Below are 14,873 nucleotides of genomic sequence, written 5' to 3' on the forward strand. Positions count from 1 at the left end.
AGACCAGGACGCCTCTTCCCATTCAGCCTTCTGGCTGTCCCTCTACTGTAGATTTCATGAAACCAACGTATTTTCTGCTGATTGCCGCGCTGCTGACAGCCTGCGGCTCCGACAAATCCACCGAAACTGAAGCCGCAGCCCCGCCGGCAGCCCCGACCCCACCACCCAACCCTGAGGTGGTGCAGATCAGCCCCACCCAACTGCAGGCCACCGGGCTGGAAACGGGGTCTTTCGTCTGGAAAAACATGACCACCGACGTGCAGGCCAATGGCAGCATCGACGTGCCGCCTCAGAACCGGGCCTCGGTATCGGCCGTGATGGGCGGGTACGTGCAGAGCGTGGCCGTGCTGCCGGGTCAGCAGGTGGCCCGCGGTGGCGTAGTGGCCGTGCTGCGCCACCCCGATTACCTCAAACTCCAGCAGGAATACCTGCAAAGCAAGGCCCGCGTGCGGTTTCTGGAGCAGGAGCTGAAACGCCAGCAAACCCTCGATGCCGAGGACTTGGGGGCCAAGCGCAAGCTCCAGCAGGCCCAGAGCGAATATACCTCGGAGCAGGCACTATTGCGTTCTACCGCTGGCCAATTGCGCATGTTGGGCCTGTCGATGGCGAGCCTGGACCGAGGCGAGATTTCGCCCACCGTGCCGCTGGTATCGCCCATCAAGGGCTACGTGAAGGCCGTGAACATCAACCCCGGGCAGTTTGTGAACCCCCAGGACGTGCTGGTAGAAGTGGTGGACCGCTCCGACCTGCACCTGGAGCTGAAAGTGTTTGAGCGGGATATTGCCCGGGTGAAAATCGGTCAGCGCATCCTGTTCAAGATTCCCAGCCGGGGCTCCAACGAGGATATGGCGGCCCGCGTGTTTCTGGTGGGCCGGGCCTTCAACGACGATGGCCGCACGGTGAGCGTACATGCCCACCTAGAACCCGAGCGCGCCGACGTGCTGCCGGGGCAGTACGTGGCCGCCCACATCCAGACGGCCGGAGCCCGCCAGCGCACCGTACCGGAAGATGCGCTGGTGCAGGCCGGCGAATTCAGCTACCTGTTCGCCCAGACCGGCCCCACCACCTTCCGGCGCTACAAAGTCAAAACCGGGGCCACCGACGCCGGCGACGTCGCCGTTACCCTGCTCGACGCTGGCGCCGATACCACCCGTCTCGTTCGCCACGGCGCGTATTTCCTTGATGCCGAGCTGAAAAAAGGCCAGGATGCGGAAGAATGAAAAGCCACTGGCAGACAAGTCCTGATCCTGGCCTGATGTGCTGACTCAGGGTTGCACGTTGTTTGTTGCAGTCCACAAAGAAGCCGGTGATGCATTTTGCACCACCGGCTTTTTATTGGCCTTCCGATTCGTTCATCTAGCTGTTCAGACGCTGACGCAGCTGCTGTACTTCCCGTTCTAGATCAAGTGTCCGGAACATTACTTTAGCTTCCAGGTCGGCGTAGGCGCGTTCCAGCTGGTCCTGGAGTTGCTTCTGTTCGGTTACATCGGTATTGGTGCCGCACCATCTTACCACTTGGCCGTCCTCGTTACGGACAGGCAGCGCCCGGCTCAGAAACCAGCGGTACTCCCCGTCGTGGCGACGGAGCGGAAACGTATCCTCCCAGGTCTGGCCCTGGGCTACGGCCTCGCGGAAGCCGGCGCTAACGGCCTCTACGTAATCAGGATGATGCACTTTCTGCCAGCCCCAGCCCACCATCTCTTCCTGCGTAGCACCAGTGAAACGGAACCACCGGTCATTGTACCAGAAGATGGAGCCGGTTTCGTCGGCCATCCAGGCCAGCTGGGGAATAGCGTTGGCTAGGGTGGTAAAATCCTGTTCCCGCTTCCGCAAAGCCAGCTGCTGCATTTTCTGGTCGTGGATATCAGTGCAGGTACCAAACCACTTTTCAATTTCGCCGGCCGCGTTGCGCACTGCCACGGCCTGCCCCAGAAACCAGCGGTACTCGCCCTGCTTTGCCTTAAACCGGTATTCGATTTCGTAAAACTCGCCAGTGGCCAGCGAGTGTCCCCACACCTGCCGGGCCAGTTCCCGGTCGTCGGGGTGCAGCAGATTATTCCACATATCGGGCCCCACGCTATCCGCCAGAGTGTAGCCGGTGAAATCGGTCCAACGCTGGTTGAAGTAGGTATGGAAGCCCGTAGGGTCAGTAGTCCAGACCAGCTGCGGAATCAACTCAGCCAGAAAGCTGAAGTCATGCGCTGAGTCGTTGCGACCTTCCGTTTCCCGCAACAGTTCCACGTCGACGGTACTGACAATCCAGTGCTGCACCTGGCTTTGCTCGTCGAGCTGTGGGTAGCCTGTACTGCGCACCCAGCGGTACTCCCCATCGTGGCGGCGCAGGCGGAACTCGAGTTGGTAAGTACGGACCGTGGCTACCGCCTGGCTCCATTGCGCGGCAGCACGTTCCTGATCGTCGGGGTGAACCAGCATGAGCCATTGCCTGCTTAGGTTCTGCAGCGTAAGCCCGCTGAATTTCAGCAGCTGCGGGCTGGCATACGTCAGGCTACCTGTAGCATCGGTAGTGCCCACCATTACCAGCGTGGTATCAATAGGCTGAGAAAAGGGTTGAGGCTTCAAATCCGGCGTGTCAGAAGTGAGAGGAGCCATGCGAAAATCGACTGGTTGAGCGGATACGAACGGGTTACGGCTGCGTGAGCTGCATTTCCATACCCGACTGAAAATAAAGATTCAACTGGCTTTCTGCGCCATTACGGGAACGACGCAGACGCGTTACCAGTGCCCGGGTTTGCTCCTGCCCCAGTTGCAGCTCCAAGTACGGACGGTTGAGCAGGGCGTCCCGCTGCACCAGCCAGTGGCCGGTATCCTGCTGGCCCGGAGCCTGTATATCCACCCGGCCTGGCTGCAAGGCAAATTGCTCGGCGCGGGCCAGCATACTGGCGGGGTCTGTCTGGTTTAATACCCGGTCGGCTACGCGCCAGTTGCCCGTCAGAAATTCATCGGGCAGCTGCTGCAGGTTTACGTCGAAAAGTACTTCGGTCATAGATACGAGCAACGATAGAGCTGGCGAACAAGCAAAAAACACGCCAGCTGGGCCACAGCGCCCTCACAACAGCAAGTCTGTCTTTAAGGTTGCGGACTTGTGAAAAAGCCCTTTTCGCCGGTTTCGGAGGTGAGTTCCAGGCAAAGAAAAAGCCCTCCGATTTGAACCGGAGGGCTTTTTCTTTGCCTGGAGCGCAGAGCAGTTTCGCAGAGGAGGAGGGATTCGAACCCCCGGAGGTTTAACCCTCAACGGTTTTCAAGACCGCCGCAATCGACCACTCTGCCACTCCTCTGAATAGAGGAACTAAAGTGCGTTGCCGCTGTGCTCACCAGAAAAAAAAGGCTTTTTCGAGCGATGAAAAAGCCTTTCGCAGAGAGGGGGGGATTCGAACCCCCGATACCCTTGCAGGTATAACGGATTTCGAATCCGTCGCATTCGACCACTCTGCCACCTCTCTGTAAGGGTCCCAAATGAGTGGTTTGGGATGGCAAAAGTAGAGACGATTCGGAAATGAACAAGCTGCTCCGCCAAATATTTCTTGTCCGATGGGCTTACCTGCTCATTTTCAAGGACAAATTCTTCTCTCCCAGTTCGTTCAGCTCAGGCTTTCCCCAGCGCGGCCGGCCGCTTGAGGCGCCCGGTCACGGCATCAATGCTCACGTTTATCTCGAAGCCCAGGATCAGGGTCATGCACACAAAATCAAGCCATACCATGAAGCCCACCAGCGTGCCAATGGAGCCGTAGAAGTGGTTATAGCTGTCGAAAATCTTGACGTAAAGAATAAACAGGAAGGATACCAGAAAAATCAGCAGCGTGGCTACCACCGCCCCCGCCGAGATGAACGGCCATTTATCATGCACCGGGGGCACATAATAATACACCAAGCAAGTGGTGAGCAGAAACAGGCTGATAACCGAGCCATAACGCAGTACGCCGGTCAGCTGATCGGTCATGGCTTCAGGCACGATTTCGTGGTATACCAGCGCATCAATGATATAGGTGCCAAAGAAGATACCCGCCACCGCAAACAGCAGCACCGACGACAGCACCACCGTGAGCAGCGTGGCAATAACCCGCTTGCGCAGATAGGTGCGTTTCTTGAACGAAGGATACTTCTTCTCAAAAGCATCAAGCAGGGCCATAATGCCGTTGGAGCTCAGCACCAGGGCCGTAGCAAAACCGAAGGACAGCAACCCGCCGTGCGGAATGTTCACGATATCCTCAATAGTGCCGGAAACGGCCATGTACATTTCCCGGGGTATCAAATCAGCCAGAAACTGGAGAATATCCAGATTGAGGTTGGGCACCGGAATGTACGGGATGAGTGTGAACAGGAAGATGATGGTGGGGAAGATGGCAATGGTGAGGTTGAAGGCCATATAGCTGGCCCGCTTGGCCAGGCCATCTAGCCGGATTTCCTGCAGCAGCCGGTCTACCACATCATACACGGAGGCCCGACCTTTGGAAAACCGGAGCTGCTTCAGAAACACGATGGCGCGCCGGTAACTGCGGCGGCGGCGCACATCGGGCATATGATAACGGCGGACAGGCAAACGCATGAAGGCAGAGTAACTGAGTGGCGGAGTAGTAACTGTTCTGGCGGAGCAATGTGCGCCGTGTGCGCTGTAAAAATTACTCAGAAACTCCGCCACTCAGTTACGCTACTTTAGAAAGGCGGCGGGCGCGGGGGCGTTTACTGGGGCTTTGGGGGGCGTGAGGGGGCCGGCAGTTTCGTCGTCGGTGAAGTAGCCGGACAGCTTCTGCTGGATGTGCGGCGGGATGGGCACCGGCCGGCCGGTGCTCATATTCACGAACACCATCAGCGTGTGGCCTTCGGTGAGCAGTTCCTGGGCTTCGTTATAGATTTCGTACTCGAACAGCACCCGCGAGCCTTCGGCGGGCTGCTTAAGTAGCAGGCGCACCGTCAGCAGGTCGTCGTAGCGGGCGGGCCGGCGGAAGCGGGTCCGGATTTCGCCCACCGGCATGCCCACGCCCTCGGCTTCCAGGTCTTTGTAGCTGATGCCCAACTGCCGGAAGGCCTCGGTGCGGCATACTTCAAAATACGCCGCGTAATTGCCGTGGTACACGTAGCCCATCTGGTCGGTTTCGGCGTACCGCACGCGGATCTGGGTGTCGGAGGAGTACATAAGTGAGTTTGTGGTTGATGGTTTTTAGTTTTTAGCGTTTTGAAAAAGGCCTGGGGACAGAAACCAAGGACTACCAACCAAAAACCGGAATCCTACTTCATAATTCCACTCCGCGTCAAAGCGGCCTGATAGCGGCGGGCATTTACCAGATGCTCCTGCTCGTTGCGGGCAAAGGCGTGGTAGCCGCTGAAATCCTCCTTGGCGCAGAAATAGAGGTAGTCGTGGCTTTCGGGGTTCAGCACGGCATCAATGCTGGCAATACTGGGCAGATTGATGGGACCGGGCGGCAGGCCGCCGTATTTATACGTGTTGTAGGGCGAATCCTTGGCCAGGTGCACGTTGAGCACCCGCTTGATGGTGAAGTCGTGGTTGGCGTATACCACCGTGGGGTCGGCCTGGAGCTTCATGCCGCGTTTGAGGCGGTTGAGATACACGCCCGCCACCCGGGGCCGCTCGTCGGCGTGCTGCTGCTGCTCGGCCTCCACGATGCTGGCCAGGGTGCTCACTTCGGCCCGCGAGAGGCCCAGGGCCTTGCGCTTGACGTCGCGGGCAGGCGTCCAGAACTTCTCGTACTCCTTTTTCATGCGCTGCATGAGGTTCTCGGCGGAGGCGTTCCAGGGCAGCTCGTACGTGTTCGGGATGAACATGGTGAGGATGTTGGTGGTATCGAAGCCTAGGCTTTTGGTGTAGCTGGGCGAGGTCAGCAGGCTGTCGAACCGGCCGGGGCGGGCATCAATGGTAGTAGCCAGCTTGCGGGCCAGGTCTTCGCGCAGCCGAATATTCTGGAACGTGAGGCGCAGCGGCAGGCGGTTGCGGCCGGTGCGCAGGTCGTTGATGAGCTGACGGTTGGTATAGCCCTCCTTTAGCTCGTAGCGGCCGGGTTTCACCAGCTGCTCGTACTTCATCACCTTGGCCACAAAGCGCAGGCTGAGCTTATCCACGATAACGCCGGTGGCATCAATGGAGTCCAGCACCTCCCGGGCCGACTCGCCCCGGCGCACCACCACGTAGGTTGGGCGGCCCTTGGTTTCCACGTTCGGCGTGAAGAAAACCTGGTAGAAATAATAGGAGAAGGTAATGAGCAGCAGCCCGAAAATGCCGGCCGTGTAGGCGAAACGGTTACGGCGGCGGGTAGCCTGCGCTTTGTAGTCGATGCGGGTTTTGGCCATGAGGCGAGAAGTGGTAACAAAACGGTAACATTGCTCACTACCCCATTTGTGGACGGGACCAACAATCAGGGGTAGCTTTGCGGTCCAAAAGTACGTGGTTTCCCTGGGTGTGCCACTGCGCCAACCTTTCCGCCGAAACTGCGTCTGTTTAGTCAACTTACCACTTACCTTTTCTTTTCCATGAAACAATCTTACTCTTCCTGGTTGCAGCGCGCAGCCTTCCTGGCTGCGCTGGGGGGCCTCAGCATGGCCGCACAAGCCCAGACTCCGGTGGCCTTCACCGGAACTACGTACAACCAGAACTTTGATGGCTTCCTACCGACCGGCACTGCTTACCCGGATGGCTGGACAGGTATTCGCCTGGCTGGCACTGGTACCCTGAACGCTACCCTTACTCCCGCTGTACAGGCGGATAACAGCAATGCTGGCACTACCTACAATGCTGGTCCGCTGACCGGCACCAATACTGACCGGGCTATCGGCAGTATTTCTTCGGGTAGCACAGTACCCGCATTTGGCGCCGCTTTCACCAACCAAAGCGGGGCTGCTATCAGCCAGCTGACACTAGCGGGCCGCGCCGAACAATGGCGCTCCGGCGATAATGCAATAGTTGAGGCCTTGGCGTTTGAGTATAGCACCGATGCTACCAGCCTCAGCACGGGCACTTGGACGGCAGTAACCGGTCTGGACATCCGGGAACTTGCTACCACTGCTACTACCGCTGCCACGCTCAACGGCAACGATGCCGCTAACTCAGCCGCCATTACCGCTACGTTCCCCATTACCTGGGCTGCCGGCTCCACCATCTGGATTCGGTGGAAGGATACCAACGATGCAGGTGCTGACGCACTGCTGGCCCTGGACGATTTCTCCCTGGCCACGGCCACTGCTCCGGCAGCTCCTACCGTGTCGTTTGGCACGGCCACGGCTACGGCCGCTGAAAGCGCCGGCACTGTACAGATTCCGGTAACGTTGAGCGCCGCCAGCACCCAGGTGGTTACCGTTCAGGTGGCCTTGGCTACTGCAAGTGGCACCGCTACCTCCCCCTCCGACTACACCTTCACCACGCAGACGCTGACGTTCCCGGCTGGTAACACCACCCAGAACGCCACCATTACGCTGGTTGATGATGCCGTGTTCGAGCCCTCAGAAACGGTGATTTTCAGCTTGCAGAATGTGCTGCCTGCCGGCGCAGCCACCATTGGCACCGGCACCTACACGTTGACTATCACCGATAACGACGTTCCGCCCGTCACCCCTATTGCCACGCTCACAACCAACGATGCCGCTGGTGTACCATTGCTGAATGGTCAGACGATATCGGCCCGGGGAACGGTGTATGGCACTAACCTGCGTACCGCTGGTTATCAGATTTCACTTATCGACAACACGGGTGGCATTGGCGTATTTGCCTCGGCCAACATCGGCACGAACACGCTGGCGGAAGGTGATTCGGTAGAAGTAATCGGGACGCTGGGCCAGTTCAACGGCCTCACCCAAATCAATCTTACCGGCATTACGGCCAAAGGTCGTGCAAGCCGCACTTACCAGCCACGCGTAATCACCGCGGCTCTTACGGAAGCTGAGGAGTCGGAGCTGATCCGCATTCCCGGCCCGCTCACGTCCGTTGACCCTGCTCAGTGGGTAACCAATTCCACTGCTTCGGGCTATAACGTAGATGTGACTAGTGCCACCGGTGTGGCGTACCAGCTCCGCATCTACCGTGGCACTACACTTTACAACGCACCAGCTCCGGCGGGACCATTCTCGGTTACCGGCATTGGCAGCCAGTTTGATGGCTCATCGCCTTATACGGAAGGCTACCAGATTGCCCCCCGCAGCCTCGCCGACATCACCCTGAAACAGCGTGAGCCAGCTTTCGCCAAGTCTGTAACGCTGTATCCGAACCCGGTTAGCAACCGCCTTACGGTGGTAGTAGGCAGCCTGGGCCGGGGTGCTACGCTGGAGGTGTTTAACGTACTGGGTCAGCGCGTGAAAGCTACCGCCGTTACACAAGAAGAAGCTAACGTGGACGTAAGCACACTGAAAGCCGGCGTGTATTCCGTTCGTCTCACCACCAAAGACGGTAGCGTCACCCGTTCGTTTGTGAAGCAATAAGGATTGCACAGCTATTCTTATTTTAACATCTGTAAAAAGCCCCCCGACCAAGCTGGTCGGGGGGCTTTTTTGGTACTCACGCAGTCTTTCGCCTTTTGGCAAGCAACCCCGCAGACGTTTTTACCGAAAACGGTAGCAGGCTACCGTATCCACGTGTACCTTGACCGCTCTCGCTGCCCGCCGGCGCGGGGCCAACCGCTCACTCATCTTCTGCTTTTCGCTATGGCCGCTACGCTGCTTCGCATCCACCCCGATAACCCACCGCTGAACCGGATTCAACAAGCGGTAGAAATCATCCGCAAAGGCGGCATTGTCATTTACCCTACCGATACGATTTACGGACTGGGCTGTGATATTCACAATGCCCGGGCCGTGGAAAAGCTGTGTCGCATCAAAGGCGTGCACCCGGAGAAGGCTAACCTGTCGTTCATCTGCTCCGACCTCTCGCACATCACCGACTACGCCAACGGCATCACCACGCCGGTATATAAGGTTCTGAAAAAAGCCCTGCCGGGCCCTTTCACGTTCATCTTCGAAGCCAATACCAAAGCGCCGAGGTATGGAGGCGTAAAACGCAAAACGGTGGGCATCCGGGTGCCGGACAACCAGATCTGCACGATGCTGGTGCGCGAGTTGGGCAACCCCATCATCAGTACTTCCATCCGCGACGACGACGAGATTCTGGAGTACAGCACCGACCCCGACCTGATTTTCGAGAAGTATCGCCCGTTGGTTGACTTGGTTATCGACGGTGGCTTCGGCAACAATACCGCCAGCACCGTAGTCGACTGCACCAACGAGGACTTTGAAATCATCCGTCAGGGCGCTGGTGATATTGAGCAGTATCTGTGAAATGGTGAGTTTGCTGTTCCGTTTGTGCCATCAGCACGGATTAAACAGTAGACTCTCTATTTCACCAACTCACCATTTCACCGTTTGTGCTTCCAGCGGCGGTGCGACCACAGATACTCCGAGGGGTTGGCCTGGATGTCACGCTCCAGATGTCGGGCGAAGGCCTCGATGAGCGTGTGCTGTTCCGGTACCAGCGGCTTTTCGCCGTCGTGCAGCTCCGAGAAGGTGACTTCGTAATAGCCTTGCCGGGCACGCCGGATGCTGATGAAGACGGCCGCGCACTGGAACTGGGCCGCCAGCTTATCGGCACCGGTATAGAACGGGGTATCCTGATGCAGAAAATTGGTCCAGTACGGGTGGTCCTCGGGACCGGCGGCCTGGTCCGACAGCAGGCTGAGCGTCCGACCCGTCCCTCTATGCTTTACAAAGTCACGCAATGTGTTGAGCATGGGCACTAGGTGCGCCCCCAGCCGAGTCCGCAGCCGCAGCATGAACTGCTCGAAAAACGGGTTTGTCAGGGGCTTATACACACCTCCCGCCTTGCCCGGATACTCCAACGCGGCGGCGGCCAGCAGCCACTCCCAATTGCCCGCGTGTGAGCCAAGCGTCAAAACCTGCTTGCCTTCCGGAAAAAACCTACCCAGCACCTGTGGGTTTGTGAATCGCACGCGCCGCCGCACCTCCTGGGCCGACATGGTACGCAGTTTCAGAATCTCTACGATGACCTGCGCAAAGTGCCAGTAAAAGCCCTTTGCCTGCTGCCTGATTTCAGCTTCTGTCTTCTCTGGGAAGGAGTTGCGCATGTTTTCCAGCACCACCCGCTGCCGGTAACGCACTACGTAGACCATCAGCCAGTATAGCCCGCGGGCTACCCCATAGAGCACCGGCAGCGGCAGCGCGGAAATGCCAAGCAGCAGCCACTCCAGCGGCCGGTAGTACCAGGAATAGGATTGGCTTCGACTCATCGGGGCATAACGGCCCCGGCCGGAGCATAATCGGCAGTATTACGATTCACAGTGGTAGTCTGAGTAGTCAGCAACTGGTTTTTAGCACTTCGGACTTCTACGGTCAACATATATTCGCCGGTAGGCACCTTACTTAGGTCCAGCGTCCCGGCCAGCACGGTGGGCCTGCCGTCGGCTCCCTGCACAGCGTGCTGACCGCTGGCGGCTTCCTTAGCTGCCTTGGCAGCCCGGAGCCGGTAGCGCACCGTCAGGGGCTGGCCAGCGGTGGCATTGTACAGCTCCGTATAGAAGAACAATTTGTCTTGTCCGCGCGCGTACAAGCCACCGGCTGCCCGCGTCAGGCTCAGCCCGTTGCGCATGAAATTATTCGGCTCAACCGCCGAGCGGCTGGCTGGTTTGGCCAACAGCACTACATCACTCAGTACGGGCTTGGTCACGCCGAATTCCACCGTCAGGGGTTCCTCCACAATGTCGGTAGAGCCGGCCCGGTACAGGTCGCGCATCTGCCCCCGAAGCGTGTAGCGGCCATCCGGCAGGTTCAGGCGCTTCTGAAAGCTGATGGGGTTTTTGATGACGGCCGTAGTATCGCGCAGCACCGGTGGCTTCAGCGTGACAGTTTCCTGATAGGCGGCCGTACCGTCGGGGCGCACTACTTCCAGCGTGACAGTAGCCCCGGCCTGGAACATTTTCGGGCCGCGCTTCTGATAGGCCAGGCTTTTGCCCGCTACGGTAGCGTACACTTCCACTACCCCACCTTTCACCGCTATGTCATCGTTCCGAAAGCGGGCAACATCAAGCTGCAGCTGGTGCTGAGCACCTGCCGAAAGGCTGGCAGCTACCAGAAAAACAACGGGCAGAAGGCGACTGAAGAAACACATAGTGTCAGATTGGCGGTAAAACTGAGGCCGGCTGGCAGTTCCGGCAGATTCTATTTTGAGGCCAACACCTCCGCAAAAAACGGTATTTTTCGGTTAGCTCGCTCATCAACACCGGTGCCGGCCCACACATTACACATCCCGTGTCCTACTTCGACACCCGCCCGTACCATAATCGGACACGCAAGCCCCAACAGCCTGGTTTTGGCTACGCAATCCGGAATTAAGCGTGTTCTTTGGCGCCGTTCACTTTTCCTCTCGTCCCAACTCGGGGCCGGTTCCCGTCCGTATGTCTGCTGTTCTGTTTGAATCTCAATATAACCCACCGGCCGCGTTTTTCACCGAACTCCTTGGAGCCGAAGCCCTCTGGCTGGAAGCCCACGAGCATTATCGTAAGCAAACCTACCGTAACCGCTGCCTGATTCTCACGGCCCAGGGCGTGCAGCCGCTTACCATCCCCGTTATCGATGGCAACCGCAGTGAAAAAGTCCTGACCTCGGAAATCGAAATTGACTACCGCCAGAACTGGGTCCACCGCCACTGGCGCACGTTGCAAACCGCTTACGGCGGTACCCCGTACTTTGAGTACTACGCCGAGTATCTGCACGATATCTACCTGCAGAAGCCGCAGCGGTTGTTTGAGTTGAACCAGACGTTGCTCCGGTTCTACTTTCGTTGCCTGCGCCTGCGACTGCCTGTTCATCTGACTACCGAGTACCTGACTCTTACCGCCGCCTCACAACCTCACAACTTCACAACTTCCCCTCTGCTGGACCGGCGCGATTGGCTGACGCCCAAGGCAGTTGTTTCCCCTGAACCTGACAGGACGTCGGTAAGGCCCTATCCTCAGAGCTTTGGTAAAGATTTTGTACCGGGGCTCAGCATCTTAGACCTGCTGTTTATGCAGGGTCCGGCCGCCGGCAGTTTTCTTTCGTAGTGCATACTGTCGCCCCCGAACCAACGCCCGGTTCAATCTGTTTTCAGATTACATCGGCCAAACCCGCAAATTGGGCCCTATTTGGCCTTGCGGGGTTCCGTTTTTCTTCACTACCTTATCTGCATGGAAGCTAAATTCTCAAACAGAGTCAAGGAGGTCATCTCCCTGAGCCGGGAAGAGGCCATCCGGCTCGGGCACGACTATATCGGTACAGAACATCTGCTACTGGGTATGATCCGCGAGGGGGAGGGCACAGCCATCGGTCTGCTCAAGAAGCTGGGCGTATCGGTTGACGAGCTTAAGTACGCCCTCGAGCAGGCTACCCGCAACACGGCCACGCAGGGCACGAGCATTACTGGCTCCATCCCGCTGACCAAACAGACCGAGAAAGTCCTCAAGATTACCTACCTAGAGGCCAAGATCTTCAAGAGCGAGATTATCGGGACGGAGCACCTGCTCCTTTCGATTCTGCGTGATGAAGACAATATTTCGTCCCAAATCCTGAGCAAATTCAACGTGAACTACGAATCCGTCCGCGATTCGCTGGACTACCACGGTAACTCGGCGAACAACCCCACCTCCGGCCCTGAGGCCGATGACGACGACAACGACCGCCTCTTTGGGGGCAGTGCAGGCCGCGGCGGAGCCGGAGCTGGCGCTACACCCAAGAAAGGCAACGAGAAGTCGCGTACCCCAGTACTCGATAATTTCGGCCGCGACCTGACCAAGCTGGCCGAGGAAGACAAGCTCGACCCCATTGTGGGCCGCGAAAAAGAGATTGAGCGCGTTGCTCAGATCCTGAGCCGCCGCAAAAAGAACAACCCGATCCTGATCGGTGAGCCTGGCGTTGGTAAAACGGCTATTGCCGAAGGACTCGCCCTGCGCATCATCCAGAAGAAGGTGTCGCGCGTGCTGTTCGGTAAGCGCGTCGTTACCCTCGACCTCGCGTCGCTGGTAGCAGGCACCAAGTACCGGGGCCAGTTCGAGGAGCGCATGAAGGCCGTGATGAACGAGCTGGAGAAGTCGCCCGACGTGATTCTGTTCATTGATGAGCTGCACACGATTGTGGGTGCTGGTGGAGCCTCTGGCTCGCTGGATGCCTCCAACATGTTCAAGCCGGCTTTGGCCCGCGGCGAAATCCAATGCATTGGTGCTACTACGCTCGACGAGTACCGTCAGTACATTGAGAAGGATGGTGCGTTGGCCCGTCGTTTCCAGATGGTAATGGTGGACCCTACCACGCCCGAGGAGACGATTGAAATCCTGAACAATATCAAGGACAAGTATCAGGACCACCATCACGTAGTGTACACCGACAAGGCCATTGAGGCCTGCGTAAAGCTGTCGGACCGCTACATGTCGGACCGGTTCCTGCCCGATAAGGCCATCGACATTCTCGATGAGGCCGGTGCCCGCGTGCACATCAACAACATCGTGGTGCCCGAAGATATTCTCAAGCTCGAAGAGCAGATTGAGAACATCAAGGGCGAGAAAAACCGCGTTGTGAAGTCGCAGAAGTACGAGGAAGCCGCCAAGCTCCGCGACACGGAGAAGAAGCTTATTGATCAGCTCGAACTAGCCAAAAAGGACTGGGAAGAGGAGACCAAGAAGAAGCGCTACACCGTGAAGGAGGAGAACGTGGCCGAGGTTATTGCCATGATGACCGGCATTCCCGTTTCGCGTGTGGCCCAGAAGGAAAGCTCCAAGCTCCTGAACATGGGCGAAGAGTTGAAAGGCAAGGTAATCGGGCAGGACAAGGCCATCAAGCAATTGGTGAAAGCCATCCAGCGCACCCGCGTTGGCCTGAAAGACCCCAAGAAACCCATCGGCTCCTTCGTATTCCTGGGCCCCACGGGCGTAGGTAAAACGGAGCTGGCGAAGGTGCTGGCTACTTACCTCTTCGACAAGGAAGATTCGCTGGTGCGGATTGACATGTCGGAGTACATGGAGAAATTCAGCATCTCGCGCCTGGTGGGCGCGCCTCCCGGCTATGTTGGTTACGAAGAGGGCGGTCAGTTGACGGAGAAAATCCGCCGTAAGCCGTACTCGGTTATCCTGCTGGATGAGATTGAGAAAGCCCACCCGGACGTGTATAACATCCTGCTCCAGGTGCTGGATGACGGCATTTTGACCGACGGCCTGGGCCGCAAGGTGGACTTCCGCAATACCATCATCATCATGACCTCGAACATCGGGGCACGTGACCTGCAGGACTTCGGCGCTGGTATCGGTTTCGGTACCAAGGCCCGGCAGGAGAACATGGACGAGATGACGAAGGGCACTATCACTAACGCCCTGCGCAAAACCTTCTCGCCCGAGTTCCTGAACCGCTTGGACGACGTGGTGGTGTTTAACTCGCTGGAGAAGTCGGATATCCACAAGATCATCGACATCAGCCTCAGCAAGCTGCTGGGCCGCATCCAGACGCTGGGCTACCGCGTGGAGCTGACCGAAGCCGCCAAGGACTTTGTGGCTGAGAAAGGCTACGACCCCAAATACGGTGCACGTCCGCTGAACCGGGCCATCCAGAAGTACATCGAAGACCCGATTGCCGAGGAAATCCTGAAGGCGGAAATTGCCCAGGGTGACGTCATCACCGCCGACTACGTAGCCGGCACGGAGGAATTGGTCTTCGCCGTTAGTAAAAGCGGTGAGCAGACCAACCTCGCCAGCGACGAGCGGCCCGAGGAAGCTCCTGAACCTGACAACGACGAATCCACAGACTCGAAGAAGAAAGGTGAGTAATTAAGTTTGCTTGTGAATAAAACCGGCCGGTTCCTGTAGAGGAGCCGGCCGGTTTCGTTT

12 protein-coding genes and 2 tRNA genes are annotated in these 14,873 nt (G+C 57.9%); 5 read left to right on the forward strand and 9 right to left on the reverse strand.

Features of this window, described 5'->3' with window-relative positions; all coding sequences use genetic code 11:
* Nucleotides 1–56 precede the first annotated feature (56 nt).
* Nucleotides 57–1,220 (forward strand): efflux RND transporter periplasmic adaptor subunit, encoded by a 1,164-nt coding sequence (locus EI293_RS16235; protein WP_125439592.1) that lies wholly within the window; start codon nt 57–59, stop codon nt 1,218–1,220.
* Between the two features lie 136 nt (nt 1,221–1,356).
* Here the strand turns inward: EI293_RS16235 and EI293_RS16240 are convergent, their stop codons facing one another.
* The 7 genes from EI293_RS16240 to mltG all read right to left on the reverse strand — a co-directional run bounded on the left by EI293_RS16240 (nt 1,357) and on the right by mltG (nt 6,321).
* Nucleotides 1,357–2,610 (reverse strand): PAS domain-containing protein, encoded by a 1,254-nt coding sequence (locus tag EI293_RS16240; protein WP_125439593.1) that lies wholly within the window; start codon nt 2,608–2,610, stop codon nt 1,357–1,359.
* Between the two features lie 34 nt (nt 2,611–2,644).
* Nucleotides 2,645–3,004 (reverse strand): hypothetical protein, encoded by a 360-nt coding sequence (locus EI293_RS16245; RefSeq protein WP_125439594.1) that lies wholly within the window; start codon nt 3,002–3,004, stop codon nt 2,645–2,647.
* A gap of 207 nt (nt 3,005–3,211) precedes the next feature.
* A tRNA-Ser gene (locus EI293_RS16250) sits at nt 3,212–3,296 on the reverse strand.
* 78 nt (nt 3,297–3,374) lie between these two features.
* Nucleotides 3,375–3,461, reverse strand: a tRNA-Ser gene (locus tag EI293_RS16255).
* 143 nt (nt 3,462–3,604) lie between these two features.
* A complete protein-coding gene (locus EI293_RS16260) occupies nt 3,605–4,564 on the reverse strand; it encodes a YihY/virulence factor BrkB family protein (protein ID WP_125439595.1) in 960 nt (319 codons plus the stop codon).
* 102 nt (nt 4,565–4,666) lie between these two features.
* Entirely contained in the window at nt 4,667–5,152 is a 486-nt protein-coding gene (locus tag EI293_RS16265) for an acyl-CoA thioesterase (protein ID WP_125439596.1), read from the reverse strand.
* 92 nt (nt 5,153–5,244) lie between these two features.
* Nucleotides 5,245–6,321, reverse strand: a complete 1,077-nt coding sequence (gene mltG / locus EI293_RS16270; protein ID WP_125439597.1) for an endolytic transglycosylase MltG — start codon at nt 6,319–6,321, stop codon at nt 5,245–5,247.
* 180 nt (nt 6,322–6,501) lie between these two features.
* On the opposite strand from mltG, the gene EI293_RS16275 reads away from it, so the two are divergent.
* Both EI293_RS16275 and EI293_RS16280 read left to right on the forward strand, forming a co-directional pair.
* Entirely contained in the window at nt 6,502–8,439 is a 1,938-nt protein-coding gene (locus EI293_RS16275) for a Calx-beta domain-containing protein (RefSeq protein WP_125439598.1), read from the forward strand.
* A 222-nt stretch (nt 8,440–8,661) separates the two neighbouring features.
* A complete protein-coding gene (locus EI293_RS16280) occupies nt 8,662–9,291 on the forward strand; it encodes an L-threonylcarbamoyladenylate synthase (RefSeq protein WP_125439599.1) in 630 nt (209 codons plus the stop codon).
* Nucleotides 9,292–9,368: 77 nt separating this feature from the next.
* Here EI293_RS16280 and EI293_RS16285 read toward each other — a convergent pair whose 3' ends face one another.
* Together EI293_RS16285 and EI293_RS16290 are read right to left on the reverse strand one after the other, a co-directional pair.
* Complete coding sequence (locus EI293_RS16285; protein WP_246010681.1) at nt 9,369–10,256, reverse strand: lysophospholipid acyltransferase family protein; 888 nt, start codon at nt 10,254–10,256, stop codon at nt 9,369–9,371.
* Nucleotides 10,253–11,134: a hypothetical protein gene (locus EI293_RS16290; protein WP_125439600.1), complete on the reverse strand. Its 882-nt coding sequence runs from the start codon at nt 11,132–11,134 to the stop codon at nt 10,253–10,255. The genes EI293_RS16285 and EI293_RS16290 overlap by 4 nt, the downstream gene beginning before the upstream one ends.
* A 286-nt stretch (nt 11,135–11,420) precedes the next feature.
* On the opposite strand from EI293_RS16290, the gene EI293_RS16295 reads away from it, so the two are divergent.
* Nucleotides 11,421–12,068, forward strand: a complete 648-nt coding sequence (locus tag EI293_RS16295; RefSeq protein WP_125439601.1) for a WbqC family protein — start codon at nt 11,421–11,423, stop codon at nt 12,066–12,068.
* A 123-nt stretch (nt 12,069–12,191) separates the two neighbouring features.
* Nucleotides 12,192–14,813 carry an ATP-dependent Clp protease ATP-binding subunit gene (locus EI293_RS16300; RefSeq protein WP_125439602.1) on the forward strand — a complete coding sequence of 874 codons (2,622 nt, stop codon included), beginning with the start codon at nt 12,192–12,194 and terminating at the stop codon, nt 14,811–14,813.
* Nucleotides 14,814–14,873 lie beyond the last annotated feature (60 nt).

It is taken from the genome of Hymenobacter perfusus (assembly GCF_003944765.1).
GTDB classification, from domain to species: Bacteria; Bacteroidota; Bacteroidia; order Cytophagales; family Hymenobacteraceae; genus Hymenobacter; species Hymenobacter perfusus.